Here is a 20,891-nt window from a genome sequence, read left to right as displayed (position 1 = left end):
GGCTTATCCCTAAGGGCGGTCCCTAAGGGCTCGTCCCGAAGGGATTGTAACGCTAAAAGCGTTTATTTTACACGGCTTACGTATTCGCCAGAGCGCGTATCAACCTTGATCACTTCACCGATTTGGATGAACAAAGGAACGCGAACTACCGCACCCGTGTTAAGGGTTGCAGGCTTGCCACCGGTACCGGCTGTGTCACCTTTTAGGCCCGGATCCGTTTCCGTTACTTCCAGCTCAACAAAGTTAGGTGGAGTCACAGCAATCGGGTTACCGTTCCATAGGGTGATGGTGCATGAGTCGTTTTCAACTAACCATTTCACGTTGTCGCCAACCGCTTTTTCGTCTGCGGCGATCTGCTCAAAGGTGTCGTTGTTCATGAAGTGCCAGAATTCACCGTCGGTGTACAGATACGCCAGATCGGTATCCATTACATCGGCCCCTTCAACCGTCTCACCTGATTTAAAGGTTTTTTCTAAAACCTTACCAGAGATCAGCTTACGTACTTTTACACGGTTAAACGCTTGACCTTTACCAGGCTTAACAACCTCATTTTCAAGGATGCTGCAAGGCTCGCCGTCCATCATAAATTTAAGGCCACCCTTGAACTCGTTGGTGCTATAATTCGCCATCTTGTCCTCTAATACAATTTCTCGAGTAATTAACCTGTCAATGATACAAAGAATCGAAGTAAATTTGCATAAAAACTGGCAAAAAGAATTGGCCGAGGTGGTTACTCGTCCAGAAGAGCTGCTCTCATTACTCGAATTACCCGAAGCCGACTTTCTTCCCGACAACGAGGCGAGAAGCCTGTTTAACCTGCGCGTGCCACGCCCCTTTATTGCCAAAATGCAAAAGGGCGATCCCCGTGACCCCTTGTTATTACAGGTTTTACCGCGCCGACAAGAGTTTCAACAGGCCCCCGGCTACAGCACAGATCCACTTGAAGAGCAGGACAATACACAACCCGGTTTACTGCATAAATATCGCTCCCGGGTACTCTTGGTATTTAAATCTGCCTGCGCCATTAATTGCCGCTATTGTTTTCGTCGCCATTTTCCCTACGCAGATAATCAGCTTAATCGCTCCGCTTTGGAGGAAAAGCTAGCGTATATCGCCGCTCATGATGAAGTGAATGAAGTGATCCTAAGCGGCGGCGACCCATTAATGGCCAAGGACGAGCATATCGCCTGGTTTGTCGCGCAATTAGAGGCCTTGCCCAATATTAGGCGCCTGCGCATTCACTCCCGTTTACCGGTGACCATTCCCGCCCGTGTCACTGAGAAGTTGTGCGAGATATTCGCCAACACCCGATTGCAGGTAGTCTTTGTGCACCATATTAATCACGGCAATGAAATAGATGCGCACTTCGCTAAGGCCTGCACTCAGCTTAAAGCCGCTGGCGTGACCCAGTTAAATCAGGCTGTGCTGCTAAAAGAAGTGAATGACAATATCGAGGCGCAGGTTACGCTCAGCGAACGTTTATTCGAGGCCGGTATTCTTCCTTATTACCTGCATCAGCTCGACAAGGTGCAAGGCGCCGCCCATTTTGAAGTTAGCGATGCCGAAGCTAAGGCGCTGATGGCGCAAATGCTCAGCGCCCTACCTGGCTTCTTAGTACCCAAGCTGGTAAGAGAAATAGGTGGCGAGCACAGCAAGACACCGATAGATCTTCATCTAGAGCCCTAACCAATTGTAGATCTGAGCTTCGCGCCGACAAAAGGAGAGTTATGCGCATTTTTGTCGGGGTGTAGGTCGGTGCTACGCGCCGACATTTCAAGCAATGGTGCAAAGGCCATAGCAGGAAATGCGCTCGCCGATATATTCATAGCCCTTACCTGACTTTTTAACCGAATCCACGTACCATATCAGCCAAATGTGTTAGCTCTTTAGCTAATGCGTTTAGATTAAACGTAAAGTAAACCGCAAAGAGAAACAGATCCGGAATATGAACTCGATTATTGAAAAGCTTAATGAAAACCTTAAACTCGCCTACCGACAGGCGCTCGACGCGGATCAAAAGTTAGATCAATTGCAAAAAGACGGCCATGGTAAATTCCAAGCTTTGTTTAATGAAGACGCGGGCTTCTCCTTCGCCGCCAAACGGTTCAAGCCGTATGTTCTTGATGTAGCTGCCGATATTGAAGCGCTAAGCGAGGCACAAGAGCTGGACGAAGCCCTGTTGAAAAAAGCCGTGCTTAAGCTGCAAAACCTGCTTGCTCTGCTATCGACCTTTAAATAGTTCGGCCTTTGCCGCCAAGGATGGCGGTAGTAGAGCATGCAAGAGCCCATTGCCGACAAGGTAAGCGTACTATGCCTTTTGTCGGGATGAACCCCGACCTACAACCTAACTAGCGATAAACCTTTTTCGGCTCTATTCCTAGCTCAGGGTACAGGGTATCCGTAAACCAGGAGCTGAGCAGGCGGAAATCATAGTAAAACTCGTCATCGCCACGTATCGAGCGTATATGATCCATATAGGCCATATCTTTAATGTCTACATCGCCGCTACTTAAAACCTTGCCGTCTTTATCAAGCAGTTGGTAGCTAAATTCTATGCGCGGAAAATAAATAGGCTTCATCACCCGAAACTCGTTCATGCCGTGGCGCACTTCACCAGCCAAATCCAAATCGGTTATTTCGACATTAAACACGCTACCCTCGGGTAAGTTTTGCGCCTCAAAATTAAAGTGCTTGTCAAAATTTTTCATCAAGCGCTCGTGAAAAGGCTTTTTCACATCGTTGCCGGGACGGGCATCCGCGTAGTCATTTAAATCCTGCCACTTAATTTTGGCCTCACCGGCATAGGTCACCGCCGATGCAGCCATGGCCATTAAGGCCACTAATACTGTACGTACTTTCATAATGCTCTCCGTTTAAGTCTGCTATACCAATTCTGTTAAGTATGTGATCAGATATAGCGCTGGATAAATGATGTGATAACAAGGCGGAATGTTTCTTATGTAGTTATTCTACATAGAAAAATTTCAACGCAGTTAGCACGATATTTAGCCCGCTAGAATGATTAGCTATTTAAGTGAATTGGTATTTAATATAGACCCGTTCACATGGATTTAGATCACAAATCAATCAACAAGTTCGTTACCAAACGTAATCATCCATTATGGTTTGTACCCTGTCTTTACCCTAATAGTAAAGATCTACCTTCTGAGGAAGGGGGCATTGTCAGCATAACCCTAGGGTTACGCCTTACCTCGCCTTCCTAGGCTGTTATCTGGTCTCATCCATGAGCCCCTCGTTCATTCTTTTTGAGCGACGAAAAAGAATGAACCAAGAAAACGTCGCCCCGACATCACACTCTTTCCTCAAAGTGAAAATTGAAATGTACGCAACCACTATGTACGGCACTTCCCTGTCCCGGACATAGCTTTGCAAACGTCCACGTTTGCTAATTACTCTTCAATTTTTTCTTTTCGGGTGTGATGAAGGGGGGATATAACGTCTGAAACACTGCAAATACCGGCTAAGGCCAGCAGTCAATAGGCAAACCTAAATGGATAACAACCTCCTATTGATGTAAGTGGTTGAGGGGCTGAAAATGAAAAAACCCAGCCAAAGCTGGGTTTTTATGAAACTGGATGTTCGGGGGGATGATTACATCATGCCGCCCATGCCACCCATTCCGCCCATGCCGCCCATATCTGGAGCAGCTTCATCTTTAGGAATTTCAGCAACCATGGCTTCTGTGGTGATCATTAGACCAGCAACTGACGCGGCGAACTGTAGTGCAGAGCGCGTTACCTTAGTTGGATCTAGGATACCCATTTCGATCATGTCGTTGTATTCGCCGTTTGCAGCGTTGTAACCATAGTTACCGTCGCCTGCTTTAACTGCGTTAACAACTACTGACGCTTCGTCACCAGCGTTAGAAACGATTTGACGAAGTGGTGCTTCCATGGCACGAAGTGCAACATTGATACCGTGGTTCTGGTCATCGTTGTCCGCTGTCAGTGAAGCAATCTTTGAAGCAACACGTACTAGCGCAACACCACCACCAGGTACTACACCTTCTTCAACCGCGGCGCGAGTTGCGTGAAGCGCATCTTCTACGCGGTCTTTCTTCTCTTTCATTTCAACTTCAGTTGCTGCGCCAACTTTGATTACTGCAACACCGCCGGCTAGTTTAGCCATACGCTCTTGTAGCTTCTCTTTGTCGTAGTCTGAAGTCGCTTCTTCGATTTGCGCCTTGATCTGACCTACGCGTCCGTCGATAGCAACTTGCTCGCCAGCACCATCGATGATGGTTGTGTCGTCTTTAGTGATCACAACGCGCTTAGCAGTACCTAGGTCTTCCAGGGTCGCTTTCTCAAGCTCAAGACCGATTTCTTCAGAAATCACAGTACCGTTAGTCAGGATAGCGATGTCTTGCAGCATGGCTTTACGACGGTCGCCGAAACCAGGTGCTTTAACCGCAGCAACTTTAACGATGCCACGCATGTTGTTCACTACTAGTGTTGCCAGTGCTTCACCTTCAAGGTCTTCGGCAACGATAAGAAGAGGCTTGCTAGTCTTAGCAACGGCTTCAAGAGTTGGAAGTAGTTCACGGATGTTAGAGATTTTCTTATCAACAAGAAGAATATGCGGGTTATCTAGCTCAACCTGGCCTTTCTCTGGGTTGTTGATGAAGTAAGGAGACAGGTAACCACGGTCGAACTGCATGCCTTCTACAACGTCTAATTCATTTTGTAGTGACTGGCCTTCTTCAACAGTGATAACGCCCGATTCGCGGCCTACTTTTTCCATTGCTTCAGCAATGATGTCACCGATTTCTGAATCAGAGTTTGCTGAAATAGTACCTACCTGAGCGATTGCTTTGGTGTCTGCACAAGGTACTGAAAGAGCTTTAAGTTCTTCAACGGCTGCGATTACCGCTTTATCGATACCGCGCTTAAGATCCATTGGGTTCATGCCCGCAGCAACGGCTTTAAGGCCTTCGTTGACGATGGCTTGCGCAAGAACGGTTGCAGTAGTGGTACCGTCACCGGCGGCGTCATTGGCTTTAGAAGCAACTTCTTTCACCATTTGTGCGCCCATGTTCTCGAACTTGTCTTCTAATTCGATTTCTTTTGCTACCGATACACCGTCTTTAGTGATAACTGGTGCGCCGAATGACTTGTCTAAAACAACGTTACGGCCTTTAGGACCTAAAGTAACTTTTACCGCATCTGCTAATACGTTTACGCCCTTAAGCATTTTTGCGCGAGCGTCATTTGCAAAACGAACTTCTTTTGCTGCCATTATTCTTTCCTCTAAATTCTGTTTAATCCGGGTATTAATACAACACTAGGGAGGCTAATTTAGCCTACGATACCGAGAATGTTGTCTTCACGCATGATCAGGTATTCCTGGCCTTCGATCTTCTCTGTTTTTTCAACATAAGAGCCGAATAGCACTGTGTCACCCGCTTTTACTTCTAACGCGCGTACTTCGCCGTTATCCAATACACGGCCATTGCCCACTGCAATTACTTCACCACGTGAAGATTTCTCTGCGGCAGAACCGGTAAGCACGATGCCGCCAGCAGACTTGGTTTCTTCTTCTAGACGCTTAACGATCACGCGATCATGTAAAGGACGAATGTTCATTTGTTTAGTTCTCCTAACAGTTTCTGAACAACTACAGAAAATCTTAAAATTTGATTGTGTACTTTTATGGGGGTGAGCAAATTAAAACCCAAGAGTAAAAGTTAAAAATTTTACTCTTTACGTTCAAATTCACCTTCAATTGTGGTGTTTGAGTGGCCGCGCTCTGAGTGTACTGAATGCTGCTCTGAGCTGTGATGGCTTGAACGCGAACTATGATAATGTGCGCTGAAGCCACCACCTTGAGTCATATGCACCTGCGCTTGTGAGGCAAAGGCAGCCGACATGCGTTTACGCACCGCCGGAGTTAACAATAGAAAACCGAACACATCGGTCACAATACCCGGTGTTAATAATAAAACTCCGGCGATAATCACGCAGATACCGGTAAACATTTGCTCTGCCGGCATTTGTCCCTGTGCCATTTGCAGCTGAGCATCACGCATAGCACCCATGCCTTGTTGCTTCACTAATTTTGCACCTAGGATGGCGGTCACCACTATCAGGGCTATGGTCGCAAAGCCACCAATAACGTCACTTACCTGAATTAGCAGGGCAATTTCTATGATGGGGATAATGATAAAAAGTAGGAATAATGCTCTAAACATACTGAGTCTCGTTTAATTCAATGAAATAAATGTGCGGCTGACAAGGTCACTTTTCAAGTCTTCTGCCGAGCTTCTATAGGTTTTAACCTTGCTATCGGCTAGTATGGGGTTAGAAAAAGAACGTATAAAAAGGTTCATTATGACTACCCATTATCGGCTGATATTTACTACCTGCGCTAACAAACAAGAGGCGCGGGCCATGGCAGAACAACTGGTGCAGTTAAAGTTGGCGGCGTGTGTGAACATCCTTCCAGAAGTAGAGTCTATCTACATGTGGCAAGATGAGGTGACCAGCGCTACCGAAACCAAACTGCTGATCAAAACAAAATCCGAGAAGATGAACCAAGTGATTCAAACCATTAAAAAATTACACAGCTACGAGGTACCTGAGATTCAGGTAATCGATGTAACAACGGGAAATTTGGCCTACTTCAATTGGATGGACGAGGTACTTAATTAATGCAATTGCTCATGCGTATCTGGCTGATCATATTTACCCTTGCCTTTAGTGCTGGCTCCTGGGCCAATAACTCGGTGCTTGATAGTTTACTCAAGACCCAAGCAACCACCTTTTTACCCGTTGACCAGGCCTTTAAGCTGGACTTTGATCAACAAGGTGAAACCCTGCTTATCAATTGGGATATAGAGCCTGGCTACTACCTCTATAAGCATAAGTTAGAGTTTGTCGGCAAAGGCGCGACCGTGACGCCCCCCGCCCAGTTGCCCGGCGGTGAAATGATTGAAGACGAGTTTTTCGGTCGCACCGAAGTCTATTTTAATGCCGTAAGCTTTAGCTTAAAGGTCAGCAATATTTCCGACGGTGCCTTGGTAAAAATGCGCTATCAAGGCTGTGCGGAAGCCGGGCTTTGCTACCCGCCCGAGGTTATAGAAATTCCACTTTCCCTGGTCGGCGGTGCAGCTCCAGCAACGACCGGGGCTGTGACCGATGCCCTTATGGCGCAAGGCACACCCGAGACTAAAGCAAAAGATAACGGCAGCAAAAGCAACAACAAAGGTGAGCAATCACTAACCGAGCGTTTGGCCAGTCAAAGCCTGTTCACCAACTTGGTGTTCTTTTTTGTGGTCGGTATTGGCCTGGCCTTTACCCCCTGCGTCTTCCCCATGTTCCCTATTCTGTCCAGTCTTATCGCCGGACAAAAGCACCTCTCGACCCGCAAGGCCTTTAGCCTGTCCTTCGTCTATGTACAGGGTATGGCCATTACTTATGCGCTGCTGGGGTTAGTGGTTGCCTACTTTGGCGGCCATATTCAGGGTTATCTGCAACACCCTTATGTACTGATCAGCTTTAGCCTGCTGTTTGTATTGCTGGCACTGTCTATGTTCGGTTTTTACGAAATTCGCCTGCCACAGGGCATGATGGAGCGTTTAACCAAGGTCAGCAACAAGCAACAGGGCGGTAATTATGCCGGGGTTTTCCTGATGGGCGTGCTGTCGGGTCTTATCGCCTCGCCTTGTACGACCGCACCGCTTTCCGCGGCCTTACTTTATGTGGCGCAAAGCGGCGACTATATGATTGGCGCCCTCACCCTGTATGCCTTAAGCCTGGGCATGGGTCTGCCGCTGCTATTACTTGGTACCTCGGGAGGTAAACTTCTGCCTAAGGCCGGTGGCTGGATGGAGCAGGTAAAAACCCTGTTCGGCTTCTTGATGTTATTCGTGCCCTTGATTCTGCTTGAGCGCATTTTGCCGTTCGAGGTGATTTTACTTATGGCCGGTATATTAAGTATAGCTACCGCCATCTACCTGCATTATTGGCAAAGTGGCCAAACTCAGGGCCGAGGCAAAACCATTCTTTGGGCCATGGCCATGACCTTGTTTATTAGCGGTTTAATGCTGGTTAAAAACTATGTGTGGCCACCGACTGTGGTTAAGCAGGTTCAAGTACAGCAACAAGCCGACAGTGGCGAGTTCGTTCATGTTGCCGACCTAACTGAGCTCAATGAGCTGCTGGCCAACACAGAAGGCCTGGTTATGGTCGACCTTTATGCCGATTGGTGTGTGGCCTGTAAGGAGTTTGAGCACTACACCTTCCCCAAGGAGCAGGTGCAACAGCAGTTTAAGCACTTTACCCTAGTGCAAATCGATTTAACCGACACCAATGACAGCTCCATTGAGCTGATGGAAGCATTTACCGTGTTCGGCTTACCTAGCATCTTGTTCTTTAACCAAGATGGTAAAGAACTTCCGGAATTACGGGTCACCGGCTTTATGGGTGCCGACGACTTTGCCGCGCATCTACAAAAAGTACGCGATCAGGCAGGAAGCTAACCAAGCCTAAATAAAGCAAAGTGTCATTTAGGGCACTTTGCTCCTTTCTTTTGCCAGCTCTGCAAATTTAACCTCCAAGGTGATTAGACCAGTATTTTGCTGCTATTTTCCTCGAACTCACTATAATAGTTCGCTAAAGTGAGAAAAATTTGCTATTTGCAACTTTTACCCTTAAGTTTACTACTGATATTTGTACAAACGCTTATAACTCACAAGTTAAAGGATTTTAGTCGCATTATGACTGCAAAGTTTAAGATTTTAGTTATCAACGGCCCAAATTTAAATATGCTGGGTCGTCGTGAGCCGGATAAGTACGGTTCCAAGACATTGGTACAAATTACCGATGAACTAAATGATGCAGCCGCGGCACTCAATGTTGAACTAGAGCACTTTCAAAGTAATAGCGAAGCGGCCCTGATTGAGCGTATACATGATGCCTGGCAGCAAGTTGATAGCATTATTATTAACCCTGCCGCATTTTCGCACACCAGTGTCGCCCTGCGTGACGCCTTACTAAGCGTTGCCATTCCTTTCTTTGAGGTACACCTGAGCAACATTCATCAACGGGAAGCCTTTCGCCACCACTCTTATTTTTCCGATGTGGCGCAAGGTGTTATCTGTGGTTTTGGTGCAATGGGCTATCACTTCGCGCTGCAAGCAGCGGTTAGCCGGTTGCAAGATTCGAATTAAAAACTAACTAATAGGCGGGTTTTTCATGGACATTCGCAAAATTAAAAAATTAATCGAGCTTGTTGAAGAAACAGGTATTGCTGAGCTAGAAATCACCGAAGGTGAAGAGTCGGTACGTATTAACCGTCACAGCCCAGCTCCAGTAGCTATGCCACAACATTACACAGCTGCAGCCCCTATGGCCGCTCCTGCTCCAGCAGCAGCTCCTGCCGCTGAAGCACCAGCCGCAGCACCAGCACAACCTGCTGGCCATCAGGTTAAATCACCTATGGTAGGTACTTTCTACTCTGCTTCTTCACCTGAAGCGGCTGCATACGTAGAAGTAGGCACAAAAGTAAGCGTAGGCGACACCCTGTGTATCGTTGAAGCGATGAAGATGATGAACCAGATCGAAGCGGACAAAGCCGGTACGGTTAAAGCTATCCTGGTTGAAAATGGCGAGCCAGTTGAGTTCGATCAACCACTTTTCATCATCGAATAATCGCGTCCCCCAAACAAGGCATCAACTATGTTAGATAAAGTTGTTATCGCAAACCGAGGTGAAATTGCACTTCGCGTATTGCGCGCCTGTAAAGAGCTAGGTATTAAAACGGTAGCGGTTCACTCAACCGCGGACCGCGACTTAAAACACGTGCTCCTTGCAGATGAGACTATTTGTATCGGTAAGCCGGCCGCCAGCGAAAGCTACCTGGACATTCCTCGTATTATCGCCGCCGCCGAAGTAACCGACGCGGTAGCCATTCACCCTGGCTACGGTTTCCTTTCTGAAAACGCGGATTTTGCCGACCAAGTCGAGCAAAGTGGCTTTATCTTTATCGGTCCAAAAGGCGACACCATTCGCCTTATGGGTGATAAGGTATCGGCTATCGAAGCCATGCGTAAAGCCGGCGTACCTTGCGTACCGGGTTCAGACGGCCCGCTAACGGAAGATAACGAGCGCAATATGCAAATCGCTAAGCGTATCGGTTATCCGGTGATCATCAAGGCCGCAGGTGGCGGTGGTGGTCGTGGTATGCGTGTGGTTCGCAGCGAGAAAGAGCTTGTAAACTCGATCGCCCTGACTCAGCAAGAAGCCAAGCAGTTCTTTGGTAATGGCATGGTTTACATGGAAAAATTCCTTGAAAACCCACGTCATATCGAAGTTCAGGTACTGGCCGATGGTCAAGGCAATGCAATCCACCTGGGTGAGCGTGACTGTTCAATGCAGCGTCGTCACCAAAAGGTTGTGGAAGAAGCGCCAGCACCGGGTATTACCGCGGAAATGCGTAAGTACATCGGTGACCGCTGTACCCGTGCCTGTATCGAAATCGGCTACCGTGGTGCCGGTACATTCGAATTCCTATATGAAAACGGCGAGTTCTATTTCATCGAAATGAACACCCGTATTCAGGTAGAGCACCCTGTAACTGAGATGGTAACCGGTATTGACTTGATCAAAGAGCAGCTAAAAATTGCTGCCGGTCAGCCACTGTCTATCACTCAGGACGATGTTGTGATCCGTGGTCACGCCATCGAGTGCCGTATCAATGCGGAAGACCCGAAAACCTTTATTCCTTCACCGGGTAAAATCACCCGCTTCCACCCTGCCGGTGGTCTAGGAATTCGTTGGGACAGCCACATTTATGCGGATTACACTGTACCGCCACATTACGATTCGATGATTGGTAAGCTGATCTGTTACGGTGAAAACCGTGATATAGCCATTGCTCGCGCGCGCAACGCGCTCAATGAGCTGGTGATCGACGGCATCAAGACCAACACCGAACTGCACAAGATTATTTTAGCGGACGAGAACTTCCAAAATGGTGGCACCAACATCCACTATCTAGAGAAGAAACTAGGTCTGTAAATTAAATTGTTAAGCAAAGCCAAAGCCGACATGATGTCGGCTTTTTTTGTATTGAGCCTTTGAAAACAATGGTGAGTGGCTGATAGGCCAATAAGTAAGCAGTTGATTTCTACAAACTTAAATAATCCCCTTCCAGCTAGTGACAAGGCCTGGAAAAGTTTTTATACTGCTCGGCGCTTACTTGAGGATATCTCCTATCCTGTAAAAACAAGATAAGCATCAAGAATACAAAATGGCCCTATAGCTTAGGTGATAAACGTAAGCCAAAGGCTTTGAGAAGTGACTAAACATCACTTCGAAAGAGAAGAACGCGAGGTCGTGGATGACCGAGCTGAGTGCAGATCATCATGGACGTGTATACTCCGACTGCACCAACAACATAAAATGGCCCTATAGCTCAGTTGGTTAGAGCGCACGACTCATAATCGTTAGGTCCCTGGTTCGAGTCCAGGTGGGGCCACCATTTTTCCTATTTCCCTTGTAAATCATTCCCTGAAATAACCGAACTTTTGTGTCTTTGGCATACAAAAAGCTTAGTTAGCTTTTGTTCCAACTAAGCCTTATAGCTTAAAACCACTTCGATAAACTAATTAAAATCAGTGAGCGCCTCGGCCAGTGAGCCCTCAGGTTTTTCAACCACTCGCACTAGTTCTGTGTCGCCATCGAGGACGATAAAGGTGGGGGTGTATTTAAGCGCAAATTGCTCGGCCAAGCCCCTGTCATCTTTTTTACTGTAATCCACGGCCACCAGCTCAAGCTGGGCGAGTTCAACCTTGCTTAGTGCCAGTAGCTTTAATAAGCGCGGCACTTCACGCTCGCTGTCGTGACACCAGGTGCCGAATAGCACCAATAAGGACTTACCCGTTAGCTTGTGCATCTGCGCCAGCTCGTCATCGCTTGGAGCAAAATCATCGTAGGCGGTGGCAAAGGTTTTATATTCACTCAATAAGCTGGCGCTATCAATCACGCCGATATAGGGCTTATCGTCGGCGCAGGCCGCTGTCGTCGACAAGGCCATAATTAAGAAACAAAGTTTAAAAAAAGTTCGCATAGTTATTAATTCTTAGAGTAAATACCTACGCCATTATGACCTTGTTACCAAGCCTTGTCTTGCCTTATCGAAAGCTGACTCACGAAGCGCTGGCGCCAGTTCAGCTAGCGACAAAGGGGAAATCGACTAAACTTAACATGGTGGTGCGGGGGTTCTATGCTGGGCATAAATGACGATGTTTTTTCACAATTAGAGACGGGCTATAAGCTACCCGTTAGGCCTGCGGCGCTGAATGAATTGCAGGCAGAGCTAAACCGGAGCGATCCCAGCCTGAATAAGGTCAGTGAATTGATCACCGCCGATGTCGCCCTGGCAGCCTTGGTGTTACGCCTTATAAACTTGCCCGAACTCATGTCCGAACTGGAAATCACGGATGTAAAACAGGCGGTTAAATTACTGGGACTCAATACCATTAGTCACCTCACCTCCGGCTATTTGGTTAAGCAGGTTTTTCCTCAGCCTAGTTGCTGTATCTCCTTAGACAGGTTTTGGGATAGTGCCACCGAGATATCGCGGCTGTGCTTGTATCTGGCTCAAGGACAAAAGCACGGTGTCGCTCTCGATAATATACAAACCCTAGGCCTGTTTCATGATATCGGCATTCCGGTTATGGCCATGAATTTTCCTGACTATGTGCAGGTTCTTAGCGCCGCCGATGATAACTGTCAGGCCTCGCTTACCGCACTGGAAGACCAACGTTATCCCTGTAACCACGCCATGCTCGGCTTTTATATGGCGAATTCCTGGCATTTGCCCAGCTCCCTGTGCAGCATAGTGTTGCACCTCATGATCTACACTTTCTGGATGAGCCGCATAGCGAAGAAGAAAAGCTGTACTACGCTATTTTGAAGGTCGCCGAGAATATCGCTCATGTGCATAAACGGCATCGTGATATCAATCATTGGCGCCAGCTTGAGGCAAAAGTATTTTCAACCTTAGACTGGCAGCAAAGCGACTACAAACATTGCCTAGAGAATGGCCAGAACCTGCTGCTCCTTGGTGCCCATTAAAGAGTCCTTCGACCTTAACCTCAGACTTCCCTTGGGCCTGTGTGCCCGTCCCTGCGGCCATGATACAATGGCCAAAAGCACCTAAAAGGACAAGGAAATGGCCATAAGTTCCGCAGCAAAACAACTTAAGTTGATCGTCGGCTCCAAAAACCCGGTTAAAGTAAATGCCGCAAAAGCCACGCTTGCCACCTACTTTCCCGATTACCATATCGACTGCCTAGGTGTCGACGCCCCTTCCGGGGTGGCCGATCAGCCCCTTGGTGAACCAGATACCCTACAAGGTGCCGAAAACCGCGTGCGTTATTGCCAGGAGCATTATCAGGGGGATTTCTATATGGCCATGGAAGGAGGCGCCGCCCGCTTCGACTATGGTGCCGCCACCTTCGCCTATGTGGTGATCGCCGATAATCATCAATTGAGCGTTGGCCGTAGCTGCAACCTCCCTTTACCTGAATCGCTGTTCGAAAAGTTACAACAGGGCCAGGAACTTGGCGATGTCATGGATGCAGCCTTTAATACCACCAATATCAAGCAGCAGGGCGGCGCCATTGGCCTGCTTACCCGCGGCCATGCCACCCGCCAGAGCACCTATCAACAGGCGCTTACCTTGGCCATGGCGCCCTTTAATCACCCCGAACTATTTTCGAGTTAAGTCATGCGTTATCCCTGGATATTATTTGATGCCGATGAAACCCTGTTTCATTTCGATGCCTTTGCCGGCTTACAGGCCATGTTCGCCAAACTCAATGTTGCCTTTAGCGAGCAGGACTACCGCACCTTTGAGCAGATCAATAAGCCGCTGTGGGTGCAATATCAGAATAACGAGATCAGTGCCAAACAATTGCAGGAGAGACGCTTTATGTCCTGGGCCGAGCGCTTGGATATCTCGCCCCAGCAATTAAACTTGTGGTTTATGGAGGCCATGGCGCAAATATGCCAGCCACTGCCAGGCGCTATCGAGCTGTTAAACGCCCTTCAGGGCAAGGCTCGACTGGGGATCATTACCAATGGCTTTACCGAGCTGCAAAGCGCCCGCCTGGAGCAAACGGGTTTAAAGGGCACCTTTGAGTGGTTGGTGATCTCCGAGCAGGTGGGCTATGCCAAGCCGCATATGGCGGTGTTTGAGCACGCCTTTGAGTTGATGGGTAATCCGCCGAAAAACGAGATCCTTATGGTCGGCGATACCCTGGAGTCGGATATTCAGGGTGGTATCAATGCCGGTATCGACACCTGTTGGCTCAATCGCTTGGAAAAATTAGCGCCCGCGCATTTAACCCCGACCTATGAGGTTAAGTCCTTGTGCCAACTGCGCACCCTGCTATTAGACTCTTAACCATAAAAAATGCCAGCATACGCTGGCATTAACACGGGATGGTTGCCACTAATCTAGATTCCGATCACTTCCAGGAAGTCATCTTATGGCCTTTGATAGCATAGAAAAGAATGAACAGATAACAAGGTAACATGACTAAATAAGCGCTCTGCTGTCCCTGAGCACCGCCATCGCTACCGCTTGCCAAGCCCCAGAATAACGGGCCGAATGCACCACCGGCTATACCCATAATTAAAAGCCCTGAACCTACACTGGTCAGCTTACCCAATCCAGAGAGCGCCAATGGCCACACCGCTGGCCAGACAATGGCATTGGCAAAACCAAGCACGGCGATCAGCAATAGAGGATCAGGCAGTGCTACGCCGCCAAAAGGCACCAACAGAGCGTTGGCAATCATAGTCGATTGCGCATCGCCAAGGACAATGGCCAAGGTAAGCACACAGCCCAAGATCGCCGAGATAGTCAGCGCCATTTGTTGTGACAGCACTCGTGGGATCAAGAGGATACCCAGAGCATAACCCAGCACCATACAGACCATGGTATAGGAGGTCATCACACTGTATTTCTCAACGCCCAACGCCAGGGCAAAGGTGCCTATGGTGTCGCCGGCAATGACCTCAACGGCCACATACACGAACAAAGCAAGTACACCTAAGGCCAGATTAGGACGAGCCAAGGCGGCTTTCACCATGCCCTTTTCATGGGCTTGGGTGTCGTCATCGATTAGCTCAGGCAGGGGTGAGAATTTAACGGCCAGCGCCAACACACCGATAAACATGGCCATACCGATGTAAGGGAAGATCAGGCTGTTGGCCATTTGGTCAATTTCTTCCTGGCTTAAGTCCTTGCCCACTAAGCCGGTAAAGTTACTTAGGATCAGCGCGGTAAAGACCATGGGGGCAAGTACACCGGCACTTTTATTTAAGATACCCATAACACTGACGCGTGCGGCCGCCGACTCTTCCGGGCCAATACGCACCACATATGGGTTAACCGCGGTTTGCAACAAGGTTTGGCCTATACCCATCACCAGTTGCGCAAACAAAAACAGCGCAAACACCTGGGTTTTGGCCGCCGGCACATATAAAAAACCGGCCAGCATCATCACCGCCATACCCAATGCCATGCCATTCTTATAGCCAATCTTCTTGATGATGATCGCTGAAGGCACCGCGGTAAAGGTCACGGCGATATAGAAGGAGAATAAAATAAGTGAGGCCTGTAGGGGCGTTAAATCCAGGATTTGCTTTAGATAAGGCATCAATGAACCATTGAGCCAGGTCGCAAACCCGAGGATAAAGAACAGGGTGGCAACAATAGCCATAGGCACAAAGTTGCTTTGTTTTTTGGTTGTAGACACTGTTGCTTCCATAACACTTTCTCGTTGTCGAATTGTTTACCTTTAAGGCGCTTGCACTGCTTGAGCAAACGGCCATTAAAAGCGCTATTTATTATTATTTTTTAGTCGTAAAAATGATCAGTTCAGAATACCAATTAATTGATACTTTTGGCAGCACTGACATGCTCTCTTGTCTTTACTGCACGAACACCGACGTGGTGCGACTCACCTGCTCTTGCACTCGAGTACGAAACAAGACCTCACCACCCTCAGTCAGCGTAAGCGGCTGTTGATAAAGCTGCCAGCTAACGCCCTTATCCAGGCTGTATTCTATCGCCAAGCCGGCAAAAGCACTGTTGGCCACCACGCGCCCCTCACTCAACTTAGCACCGGGCACAGGCAAATGCAGCGCTATGCCGTCGCGGTCCAGCTTGGCCAACTCTTTGTGCGCCAAGGTAGCAGCAAACTCCTGCCAATCTTGCTCACGTGCGCCCGCATTCACTTGCTCTCCTTCCCAAGGGGCCTTGCTCCAAGCGCGCTCGGCCACGGCCAGCATACGTGGGAACACCATGGCCAGCAGCTGATCCTCGGTACGTATGGTTTCTGACCACACCTGACCCTGCATGCCGAGAATATTCTCCGGCTGTTGCAAAGCAGGCATGGGCCTTCCCACCAGGGCTTCAAGGTTGTCTATAGCGGCGCCGGTGCGGGTAAAGTCGGCATTGGCGTAAACGTTATCCGGCATATAGGCAAAGACCTTTTTGGTATCGGTATAGCGAGTCGCCCAGTAATAGCCGCGCTCCTCGGGATGCGGCTCATAGGGATGGTCAAAATACAAATGCGTCCCATGAGAGAGCACCACCTGATAGCCGTCATTGGCCAGGCGATAGGCCCTGTCGGCCACGCCCCACTCCCAAATATTATCCCAGGCATTGGTAAAGAAGGTTTTGTTCGCGTATTCATCGCGATTAAAAGAGTTTACCTTGTCGTACATAATGCCGTCTTCCCAGATCCCCGGCGCAATACCGCGTTTATGCAATAAGTCGGCCACGCGCTTGGTAAAATACGGCTTTAAATCAGCAACCCCGGCTACGCCATTATTAGGCTCGGCAAAAAGCGCCTGGCAGGCGGGAGAGCCCACCCAGGAGCCCGCGCCGACCTCATCGCCACCGATATGCAAATAGTTCAGCTTGGTGCCGGCCTCGCGGTACATCTGCTGTAATTCATAGGTGACCTTGTCGATAAAGGCATAGGTGGAGTCCATGCACACATTCATCGAGTTATCCGTGTAATTCTGCACCGTAATATAGCTGGAGCTGTCCTTGGGATCGGTCAGCAGGTATTGGGTCGCCTTTGATAAATCCGCGCCTGAAAACTCCTGGCCCCCGCTTTTTGGGGTGAGCAGCGAGTTGCTGGCCACGGCTTCAGCCTGCGCTTTCAGTTTACGGTAACGCGCCTCCATGGCCTTAATGGAAGCACGAGCATGACCTGGGCCCTCAATTTCCGGAATGATATCGATATGGCTAGCCTTGGCAAAGCGCAGTAATTCAATAAAGTCGGCGCGGCTCAAATAGCCATTGCCCGAGCCTGATTTAAAGGGCCCGGTACCCAGCTGAGTCAGCAAGCAGCGGTTTTCAGCCAGATCAAAGCAGCGGTAGGCGCCGACCTCGGTCAGCTCTTCCAATCCGGGGATCTGCAAACGCCAACCCTCATCTTCCGAGAAATGCCAGTGCAAGCGATTCATCTTGTATCGCGCCATTTGCTCGACCAGCTTAAACATGGCCTCTTTACCATGGAAGTTACGACCATTGTCATAATGCATGCCCCGCCATGGATAGCGTGGCGCATCGCTTATCTCCACATTGGCCAGGGTTGGACTGCCCGTTGCCGGCAATAAGGCCAACAGGCTTTGCATGCCATAAAAGGCGCCGGCATTGTCGGCTCCGATAATGCGAATATGCTCGCCATCTATCTCCAGGCGATAGCCCTCTTTGTTACCGATTTTGCTATCAACACCTATGCTGATCACCTTCTTGTTGGGCGCGTCGATATGATCGGCCTGCGCCGCAAGGGTTAGTTGGTACTTCTTCTCTAAATCACTCTGAAACAAGGCCACTTCCGCCTGCAATTGTCCGGCATAACGAATTTGCCAGGCATCGGAAAGGGTGGTTTTGCCGCGATTAATCTCAAGCTCCTGGGGCTTAGGAACTATGCGCCTTTGCACCTGCTCGTCTTTCACGCTCAAGGGGCTGCTATTAAGCTCATAGCGCAGCTCGGCGGTCATTAAGGGGGTGAGATCTTGAGGCTGATTATAGCGACGTAGCTGTTGCTCCTGAGTAAAAGGAGCAACAAAATTGCCAAAGTCTTCGCTGTTGGTATTGGCAAAAATGGCTGGCTCGGTATTGTGACCCACCATAAAGGCCCGGGGCATAAAGTCGCTGTAGGCAACTACCCAGACCGCCGCCTCAAAAGGAATTTCTAATTGTTCACCGGCCGCCAGGCCGTTGAAGCTGGCCGTTGGACTCAGGCGATGCAAATCGCCATTCACATGCTCAATACGCAGGCCCTGGCTGATACCCTCATTAATTTTTCGCACACTGTGCAGGTAAATCTGCCAGGGTTGCTCGCCGGCAGGCAAGCTGACTCCAGAGCGGTTAGTAAGCCTAATGCTGCCAAGAAAGCTCTTATCCTCATTATGGAAGTTGCTGTTTACCGCAAACATGAACTCGGTGTTTGTGGCAAACGCGTTTATTTGCTCCTGGCTTAGCTTTTCCTGGGCATGGGCCTGTGCAGCCAAGGGCATCATTAACGCCGCAATAAGGCTCGCTTTGAACATGCTTACTCCTGGTCCTGGACCTTAGATTCTGATTGTCGCGTGTTAGCATCATATAAAATATAAAATGACAGCGCTATCATTTGTGTTAAATAATCGTCAATTAATGTATAAAAGGCGGCCGTAGCCGCCCTGAAAATCTGGCTTTCATTCATAGGGTCTGTTTATCTTTGCGGTTTACTTTATGTTCAATCTAAACGCATTCTGATCACGACGCTCGTTATGCTGCATAGTCATTCTATGTACATAGCGAGCAACACAGAGCAGGATGCGTTTAGATGAACCCGTAGGGCAGCGCTTGTAGTGCATTTCTACTGTGTTGTTACATGCTTATGTAGAATAACTACACCACACATGTGCCGCCTTGTATAAATACACTACAAGCTGCTGCAGAAACGAACAACAAAGGTCAACAGACCCTAGTAACCGGCGGCTTGGCCATCCTTTCTGGATTCGGAAGCGCCATAATAAACGCCGCTTTGCGGGTCTTTAAGAATCGCCTGATAGCCACCATAGGGGCCCACGGCTTCTTGCAGGGTATGACCTTTTTTCATTAATTCACGGCGCGTTTCCATGCTAAAACCGGACTCCAAGGACACCACACCACCGTCGGTCATGATCTCATCGGTGGGCTGAGTTGAGCCCGAGTGCAGAATACGCGGCGCATCCCCCGCCTCTTGCAGATTCATACCAAAATCAATCATATTGATCAGGATCTGCGCATGCATTTGTGGCTGCGTCGCGCCGCCCATCACCCCGTAGCTCATATAAGGTTTGCTGTCTTTGGTGACAAACGCCGGGATAATGGTATGAAAGGGGCGCTTACCGGGCTCATATTGATTGAAGTGCCCCTCTTTAAGGGAGAACAACTCACCACGGTTTTGCAGCACAAAGCCGAGTTTTTCCGGGGTCATGCCCGAGCCCATACCGCGGTAATTACTTTGGATCAGCGACACCATGTTGCCGTACTTATCCGCCGTGGTCAGATAGATGGTATCTCCTTCAACCGGGCCCGCATGGTCACGCTTGGCCGCCTTATTGGGGTCGATGAGTTTGCGACGCTCGGCGGCATATTCCTTGGAAATCAAACGCTGCACCGGAATATCGTTAAAGGCAGGATCGGCGTAGTACTTGGCCCTATCGGCAAAGGCGAGCTTTTTGGCCTCAACAAAGGTGTGAATATACTCGGGGCTGTCAAAGCCCATGGCGGCAAGATCATAGTCTTCGAGAATATTCAGGATCTGCTGGGCGGCGATACCCTGGCCATTGGGCGGTAACTCCCACAGGGTGTGTCCGCGATAGGTGGTGGCCACAGGCTCAACCCACTCGCTGGTGTGGGCCGCCAGGTCTTGATAGCGTATATAGCCGCCATTTTCCTGCATATAACGGTCGATTTCCTTGGCGATATCGCCCTTGTAAAAGGCATCGCGACCACCTTCTGCCAGTTGCTTGTAGGTGTTGGCCAGCGCCGGGTTTTTAAATATCTCCCCCTTTTTCGGCATCGCGCCGTCGGCCATAAAGACCTCTTTAAAACCCGGATATTCGCCCCGAGCACCGACACTACGCTGCATGTAATAGGCGATCAACTCGCTGACGGGAAAGCCCTTTTCGGCATACTCGATGCTGGGCTTTAAAATTTGCGCCATGGGCAGTGAGCCAAACTTTTCGTGTAACTCAAACCAACCATCAACGGCACCGGGAACTGACACCGGCAGCGGTCCATAGGCAGGGATCTTCCCCTCGTCCTTGGTTATTTTCTTAAGCTCTTCAAAGCTCAAACCAAGCGGTGAGCGACCCGAGGCATTCAAGCCATGCAGCTTGCCGTCCTCGGCGGAATAAACAATGGCAAAGAGATCACCGCCAATACCACAGCCGGTAGGCTCAACCAAACCCAGCATGGCATTAGCGGCTATGGCCGCATCGATGGCATTACCGCCCTGGCGCAAGATATTCAGCGCAACCTGGGTGGCTAAAGGCTGAGAGGTGGCGGCCATGGCCTCGCTGGCAATGACTTCGGAGCGGGTGGCAAATTCCTTGCCGGTAATGCGGTCGTGGGCAAGCGTGGCTGAAGGTGCCAGTAGACTTAGCGAAATCCCTGCTAGAAAAAAACCTCGTTTTATTCGCTTCATAATTCTCTACTCTTTGCTTTTATTTATTAGATAACAAAGTTAGTAGATAAATAACGACCAAGGCAATGGGTTTGCGTTAACGGGGGAAACAAGTGCGATAAAAAACAAAGGCGCCGCCCCATTATCCTTGCCCTTATTTGGCGAGGAGAACAAGACTGGC

The 20,891-nt window shown here is 49.1% G+C and carries 19 protein-coding genes and 1 tRNA gene; 11 read left to right on the top strand and 9 right to left on the bottom strand.

Going from position 1 to position 20,891, the window contains the following annotated elements; all coding sequences use genetic code 11:
• Positions 1 to 62: 62 nt before the first annotated feature.
• Complete coding sequence (gene efp / locus C2M17_RS03000; RefSeq protein WP_105199393.1) at positions 63 to 629, bottom strand: elongation factor P; 567 nt, start codon at positions 627 to 629, stop codon at positions 63 to 65.
• A gap of 40 nt (positions 630 to 669) precedes the next feature.
• Here efp and epmB point away from each other — a divergent pair, with 40 nt between their 5' ends.
• A complete protein-coding gene (gene epmB, locus C2M17_RS02995; RefSeq protein ID WP_105199392.1) occupies positions 670 to 1,686 on the top strand; it encodes an EF-P beta-lysylation protein EpmB in 1,017 nt (338 codons plus the stop codon).
• A 259-nt stretch (positions 1,687 to 1,945) separates the two neighbouring features.
• On the top strand, positions 1,946 to 2,239 hold the full coding sequence (locus C2M17_RS02990; RefSeq protein ID WP_105199391.1) for a prephenate dehydrogenase: 294 nt from the start codon (positions 1,946 to 1,948) through the stop codon (positions 2,237 to 2,239).
• Between the two features lie 109 nt (positions 2,240 to 2,348).
• Here C2M17_RS02990 and C2M17_RS02985 read toward each other — a convergent pair whose 3' ends face one another.
• From C2M17_RS02985 to C2M17_RS02970, 4 genes are all read right to left on the bottom strand, one after another.
• Positions 2,349 to 2,861 carry a DUF3016 domain-containing protein gene (locus C2M17_RS02985; protein WP_105199390.1) on the bottom strand — a complete coding sequence of 171 codons (513 nt, stop codon included), beginning with the start codon at positions 2,859 to 2,861 and terminating at the stop codon, positions 2,349 to 2,351.
• A 751-nt stretch (positions 2,862 to 3,612) separates the two neighbouring features.
• Entirely contained in the window at positions 3,613 to 5,256 is a 1,644-nt protein-coding gene (gene groL, locus C2M17_RS02980; protein WP_105199389.1) for a chaperonin GroEL, read from the bottom strand.
• 59 nt (positions 5,257 to 5,315) lie between these two features.
• A complete protein-coding gene (locus C2M17_RS02975) occupies positions 5,316 to 5,603 on the bottom strand; it encodes a co-chaperone GroES (protein ID WP_105199388.1) in 288 nt (95 codons plus the stop codon).
• A gap of 110 nt (positions 5,604 to 5,713) precedes the next feature.
• On the bottom strand, positions 5,714 to 6,208 hold the full coding sequence (locus tag C2M17_RS02970; protein WP_105199387.1) for an FxsA family protein: 495 nt from the start codon (positions 6,206 to 6,208) through the stop codon (positions 5,714 to 5,716).
• A gap of 139 nt (positions 6,209 to 6,347) precedes the next feature.
• Here C2M17_RS02970 and cutA point away from each other — a divergent pair, with 139 nt between their 5' ends.
• The 6 genes from cutA (at position 6,348) to C2M17_RS02940 (ending at position 11,499) form a co-directional block, all read left to right on the top strand.
• Complete coding sequence (gene cutA / locus C2M17_RS02965; protein WP_105199386.1) at positions 6,348 to 6,668, top strand: divalent-cation tolerance protein CutA; 321 nt, start codon at positions 6,348 to 6,350, stop codon at positions 6,666 to 6,668.
• Between the two features lie 11 nt (positions 6,669 to 6,679).
• Complete coding sequence (locus C2M17_RS02960; RefSeq protein WP_105199751.1) at positions 6,680 to 8,497, top strand: protein-disulfide reductase DsbD; 1,818 nt, start codon at positions 6,680 to 6,682, stop codon at positions 8,495 to 8,497.
• A gap of 237 nt (positions 8,498 to 8,734) precedes the next feature.
• Positions 8,735 to 9,187: a type II 3-dehydroquinate dehydratase gene (gene aroQ, locus C2M17_RS02955; RefSeq protein WP_105199385.1), complete on the top strand. Its 453-nt coding sequence runs from the start codon at positions 8,735 to 8,737 to the stop codon at positions 9,185 to 9,187.
• 25 nt (positions 9,188 to 9,212) lie between these two features.
• The gene (gene accB / locus C2M17_RS02950) at positions 9,213 to 9,668 is read left to right on the top strand and encodes an acetyl-CoA carboxylase biotin carboxyl carrier protein (protein WP_105199384.1); all 456 of its coding nucleotides are present in this window, start codon (positions 9,213 to 9,215) and stop codon (positions 9,666 to 9,668) included.
• Between the two features lie 27 nt (positions 9,669 to 9,695).
• Positions 9,696 to 11,036 carry an acetyl-CoA carboxylase biotin carboxylase subunit gene (accC, locus tag C2M17_RS02945; protein ID WP_105199383.1) on the top strand — a complete coding sequence of 447 codons (1,341 nt, stop codon included), beginning with the start codon at positions 9,696 to 9,698 and terminating at the stop codon, positions 11,034 to 11,036.
• Between the two features lie 386 nt (positions 11,037 to 11,422).
• Positions 11,423 to 11,499 (top strand) — tRNA-Ile (locus C2M17_RS02940).
• A 123-nt stretch (positions 11,500 to 11,622) separates the two neighbouring features.
• Here C2M17_RS02940 and C2M17_RS02935 read toward each other — a convergent pair.
• Entirely contained in the window at positions 11,623 to 12,087 is a 465-nt protein-coding gene (locus tag C2M17_RS02935; protein ID WP_105199382.1) for a thioredoxin, read from the bottom strand.
• 156 nt (positions 12,088 to 12,243) lie between these two features.
• Here C2M17_RS02935 and C2M17_RS02930 point away from each other — a divergent pair, with 156 nt between their 5' ends.
• The 3 genes from C2M17_RS02930 to yjjG all read left to right on the top strand — a co-directional run bounded on the left by C2M17_RS02930 (position 12,244) and on the right by yjjG (position 14,430).
• Complete coding sequence (locus tag C2M17_RS02930; protein WP_105199381.1) at positions 12,244 to 12,936, top strand: HDOD domain-containing protein; 693 nt, start codon at positions 12,244 to 12,246, stop codon at positions 12,934 to 12,936.
• A 258-nt stretch (positions 12,937 to 13,194) separates the two neighbouring features.
• On the top strand, positions 13,195 to 13,749 hold the full coding sequence (yjjX, locus tag C2M17_RS02925) for an inosine/xanthosine triphosphatase (RefSeq protein ID WP_105199380.1): 555 nt from the start codon (positions 13,195 to 13,197) through the stop codon (positions 13,747 to 13,749).
• Between the two features lie 3 nt (positions 13,750 to 13,752).
• Entirely contained in the window at positions 13,753 to 14,430 is a 678-nt protein-coding gene (gene yjjG / locus C2M17_RS02920) for a pyrimidine 5'-nucleotidase (RefSeq protein WP_105199379.1), read from the top strand.
• A 64-nt stretch (positions 14,431 to 14,494) separates the two neighbouring features.
• On the opposite strand, the gene nagP is transcribed toward yjjG, so the two are convergent.
• The 3 genes from nagP to ggt form a co-directional block, all read right to left on the bottom strand.
• Positions 14,495 to 15,802, bottom strand: a complete 1,308-nt coding sequence (gene nagP / locus C2M17_RS02915) for an N-acetylglucosamine MFS transporter NagP (RefSeq protein WP_105199378.1) — start codon at positions 15,800 to 15,802, stop codon at positions 14,495 to 14,497.
• A gap of 163 nt (positions 15,803 to 15,965) precedes the next feature.
• Positions 15,966 to 18,605 (bottom strand): family 20 glycosylhydrolase, encoded by a 2,640-nt coding sequence (locus tag C2M17_RS02910; protein ID WP_199775987.1) that lies wholly within the window; start codon positions 18,603 to 18,605, stop codon positions 15,966 to 15,968.
• Between the two features lie 416 nt (positions 18,606 to 19,021).
• A complete protein-coding gene (ggt, locus tag C2M17_RS02905) occupies positions 19,022 to 20,734 on the bottom strand; it encodes a gamma-glutamyltransferase (protein WP_442792594.1) in 1,713 nt (570 codons plus the stop codon).
• Between the last annotated feature and the right edge of the window lie 157 nt (positions 20,735 to 20,891).

The sequence above is a fragment of the Pseudoalteromonas sp. T1lg10 genome (genome assembly GCF_002964545.1).
GTDB lineage: Bacteria > Pseudomonadota > Gammaproteobacteria > Enterobacterales > Alteromonadaceae > Pseudoalteromonas.
The sequence above is the reverse complement of the archived record's forward strand: the minus strand, read 5'-3'. Positions and strand labels throughout refer to the sequence as shown.